Source organism: Dyella sp., from assembly GCF_035486915.1.
Lineage (GTDB): Bacteria > Pseudomonadota > Gammaproteobacteria > Xanthomonadales > Rhodanobacteraceae > Dyella_B.
The window spans coordinates 1-3,703 of the sequence record NZ_DATHMR010000175.1 but is presented as its reverse complement, the minus strand read 5'-3'; the positions used below and the strand labels follow the sequence as shown (position 1 = coordinate 3,703).

The following is a 3,703-nucleotide window of genomic DNA, read 5'->3' as shown; positions in this document are numbered from 1 at the left end:
CATTTGTCGGTAGATTGCAATGGATGGCGCTGGACACGATTGGACGATAGACAATAAAAAAACCCGCCTAAATAGCGGGTTTCTTTAGTCTTTTTGGCCTGGATTGGACCGTATCGGACTTCTTAATGGTGCCCAAGGGGGGACTCGAACCCCCACGACTTGCGTCGCTACCACCTCAAGGTAGTGCGTCTACCAATTCCGCCACCTGGGCAGGTGTTCTTTCGTTTTTAGTGCTTGCCGGTGGGTGCTGGCGTTGCCGCCGGAACCTCACCTTGCGTTTTGGCTGAAGCCGGGGCCGGTTGGGCGGCTGGCACGTCGCCGTTGCCTGCTGCCGGAGCGGCGGGAGCTGCTACCGGAATCGCTGCCTTGGGCTGAGCCGGAGTCGCGGGTTGCGCATTTTGCGACTTGCTGGCGCTGTTGCCAAGGTTTGCCATCACGCCAAGATCGGCGTTGGTGGTTTTCTGCTGAACCTGGCCGCCATGCATCTTGAGGTAGATGCCCATAGCGAGGCTGAGCGCGAAGAACAGCGCCGCCAGCACAGCGGTGGAACGCGACAGAAAGTTGGCTGAACCGCGGGCACCAAAAACCGTGGCAGAGGCGCCGGCGCCGAAGCCGGAACCTGCATCTGCACCAGCACCGCGCTGCATAAGGATCAGCACGATCATGGCCGCAGCGATCAGGATGTAGAACACACTGAAGATGACGAACATGGTGTCTCGCGTAGGGTCGGTATTGCTCAGTGAGCGGCGTTGCAAATGGCCAGGAAGTCGGCTGCCACGAGTGAGGCGCCCCCGATCAAACCACCATCTACGTCCGGCTGCGCGAAGAGCTCTGCAGCATTGGCCGCTTTGACGCTGCCGCCATAAAGCAGCCGAGTCAGACGGGAGATCATATCATCTTCACGCGCGAGTTGGCTACGGATGAACGCGTGCACGTCTTGCGCCTGCTGGGGCGTCGCGGTGCGGCCTGTACCAATGGCCCAGACCGGTTCGTAGGCGATCACGGCGGTGTCGAAACTGGCCACGCCGTTCAGCGCCAGAACCGCCTGCAACTGGCGGCCGATAACGGCTTCGGTTTCGCCTGCCTCGCGCTGATCGAGCGTCTCGCCGACGCAGAGAATGGGCGTAAGGCCGGCAGCGCGCGCGGCGGCGAATTTACGGGCAACCCGCTCGTCAGTCTCGCGGTGGTAATGGCGGCGTTCGGAATGGCCGACCAGCGTCCATTGCGCCCCCACGTCTGCGACCATCGCGGCGGAAACTTCGCCGGTGTAAGCGCCCTGCCCCTCGTGCTCGCTCACGTCCTGAGCTCCGAAGCCAAGGCCGGAACCGGAGTGTGCGGCAGTGAGTGCGGCAATAAACGGAAACGGCGGGAACACCAGCACATCGATGCCATCCGGCATGGCGCGCACGATGTCCTGCACGAGCCCCTCGGCCATCGAGCGGCTGCCGTGCATTTTCCAATTACCCGCGACAAGTTTCTTGCGCATAGCAGCATCCCACCCCGAGAAAACGCGCCAGCTTAGCCAGCGGAAACGATGGGAGCAACGTTCGCCCTATTCCTGGATGGGAGCCCGTCGTCGGAAATGTGGAACGCCCCCATGTCCAGTGCTTCCTTGATGCGCGTGGTCATGCTTCGCGCATCGACATGACATTGTCGTCATTCAATACGTGTCGCGGATAGGCGTCGAACATCGCAGATGGTTGAAAACGCCTTGCGACCATCTATCGTAGCCAACTCGTCTGTTCATCGCCCCAGGACATCCGATTCATGAGCAAAGAACGCCCTATCAGTCTGATTACCGGTGCGTCGGCTGGCATCGGTGCTGCCTTTGCACGCGCACTGGCTGCGCGCGGTCATGACCTTGTGCTGACGGCACGCCGCACGGATCGCTTGGAAGCATTAGCCGAAGCCATGCAACGCGAACATGGCATACGCTGCACGGTACTCACCGCTGATCTCGCTGATCCGCACGCTGTGGAGCAGCTGTGCCAGACATTGGATCAGCAGGATTTGAAAGTTGACTGGCTGATCAATAACGCAGGTTATGGCGTGCCCGGCCGCTTCGATGCGAACGATTGGCACGTCCACGCCGATTTCATCCGTGTATTGATGACTGCACCGACAGAGCTGGCATGGCGTCTCATACACGGTATGCGTGCGCGTGGTTACGGGCGGATCGTCAATGTCGCATCGCTTGCCGGGCACGTCCCCGGTTCGGCAGGACACACGCTTTATGCCGCGAGCAAGGCGTATCTGATCAAGTTCTCGCAATCACTGGCGCTGGAGAATCTGGATACCGGCGTGAACGTGTCTGCGTTGTGTCCGGGCTTTACGCGCTCGGAATTTCACGACGTGACGGGCACACGCCCGCTGGTCAGCAAGATGCCGAACTTTATGTGGCAAAACGCCGAGGACGTCGTCGAGGAAGGCATCCGTGCTGTCGAGCGCGGTGAAGCCGTGCATGTGACGGGTCGCTTCAACCGCACCATCAAAGGCGTATTCAAACTCATGCCCGACAAGCTTGCCTTGAAGATGTCGGCGAAGCAGTCACACCGGTATCGCGCGCAGGAGTAATCCGTTACGCGCTGATCCAGCGCGCCAGCAGGAACGCCGCCGCCGAGGCGAGGCCACCGACGAAGACGGTTTGCAGTGCGCCGCGCAACATGCTGATGCCGGTGAAACGAGCTTTCGCCGCGCCAAAGATCGCCAGTGCCATCAATGTGCACATGACGGATACGCGCAGCGCCGGCTGCAGTCCTTCGATCAACATGTAAGGCATCAGCGGGACGAGGCCGCCGACGATGTAGGCACCACCGATGGTCAGTGCACTGCGCAAGGCGCGGCTAGGCTCTGGTTTCTCCAACCCGAGCTCGTAGCGCATCATGAAGTCCACCCATGCGTCGTGATCGTTGTGGAAGTGTTCCAGCACCGGCTTGCATGCTTCGCGCGTCAGGCCGTACTGCGCAAAAATCTGCACGATTTCGTTTTCTTCTTCGCGCGCGAGTTCGCGCACTTCGCGTACTTCGCGACGGCGTTCTGCGTCGTAGTGATCGGCATCGCCGCGCGCTGCGAGATAACCACCCAAACCCATCGCGATCGCACCGGCGGCGATCTCGGCCACGCCTGCCACCACCACGACACGGCTGGCGACTGCTGCACCGGAAAGACCTGCAGCAAGTGCGAAAGGGACCGTTAGACCATCGGCCATGCCGATGACGAGATCGCGCACGACATCGGAGGCCATGAAATGACGTTCCGTGTGATGGTGATGCTTGGGTGACATGGCAAAAGCTCCCTATGGCGCACGCCACTTTAACGGCAAGCGTCGAAAAACACGGCAATGAGAAACACACGCATTGTCTTTCGCACCACGGTTACATGATGCGAAAGACGAGCATGGCGACGATCAGATCAGTTTGATTTCGCGCAGTCGCTCCATGAGGTACTCATGCGAGCTGATGGCGGTGTCGTAGCGACGCGGGTTATCCGGGGTGATGCACTCTGGCAGCGGGTCGAGCATCACATCCGGATTCGGATGCAGGAAGTACGGTACCGAATAACGCGGTTTGCGCGCGTTGGCATTCTGCGGATTCACCACGCGATGCGTCGTGGACGGATATACGTGGTTGCTCAGGCGTTGCAGCATGTCGCCGATGTTCACCACAATGGCATCGCCTTCGGTGGTGAAGGGCAGCCAGTTGCC

The 3,703-nt window shown here is 60.2% G+C and carries 5 protein-coding genes and 1 tRNA gene; 1 reads left to right on the top strand and 5 read right to left on the bottom strand.

All coding sequences use genetic code 11. The features are described 5' to 3' along the window. Positions 1-126: 126 nt before the first annotated feature. The 3 genes from VK725_RS14075 to tpiA all read right to left on the bottom strand — a co-directional run bounded on the left by VK725_RS14075 (position 127) and on the right by tpiA (position 1,486). A tRNA-Leu gene (locus VK725_RS14075) sits at positions 127-211 on the bottom strand. 16 nt (positions 212-227) lie between these two features. Continuing rightward, positions 228-710 (bottom strand): preprotein translocase subunit SecG, encoded by a 483-nt coding sequence (secG, locus tag VK725_RS14070; protein WP_325318682.1) that lies wholly within the window; start codon positions 708-710, stop codon positions 228-230. A gap of 26 nt (positions 711-736) precedes the next feature. Then, positions 737-1,486 carry a triose-phosphate isomerase gene (gene tpiA, locus VK725_RS14065; protein WP_325318681.1) on the bottom strand — a complete coding sequence of 250 codons (750 nt, stop codon included), beginning with the start codon at positions 1,484-1,486 and terminating at the stop codon, positions 737-739. Between the two features lie 281 nt (positions 1,487-1,767). On the opposite strand from tpiA, the gene VK725_RS14060 reads away from it, so the two are divergent. Continuing rightward, complete coding sequence (locus tag VK725_RS14060; protein ID WP_325318680.1) at positions 1,768-2,574, top strand: SDR family oxidoreductase; 807 nt, start codon at positions 1,768-1,770, stop codon at positions 2,572-2,574. 4 nt (positions 2,575-2,578) lie between these two features. On the opposite strand, the gene VK725_RS14055 is transcribed toward VK725_RS14060, so the two are convergent. Together VK725_RS14055 and VK725_RS14050 are read right to left on the bottom strand one after the other, a co-directional pair. Then, positions 2,579-3,283 carry a VIT1/CCC1 transporter family protein gene (locus tag VK725_RS14055; RefSeq protein ID WP_325318679.1) on the bottom strand — a complete coding sequence of 235 codons (705 nt, stop codon included), beginning with the start codon at positions 3,281-3,283 and terminating at the stop codon, positions 2,579-2,581. A 123-nt stretch (positions 3,284-3,406) separates the two neighbouring features. Continuing rightward, on the bottom strand, positions 3,407-3,703 hold a 297-nt coding region (locus VK725_RS14050), incomplete at its 5' end, for a 2OG-Fe(II) oxygenase family protein (RefSeq protein ID WP_325318678.1).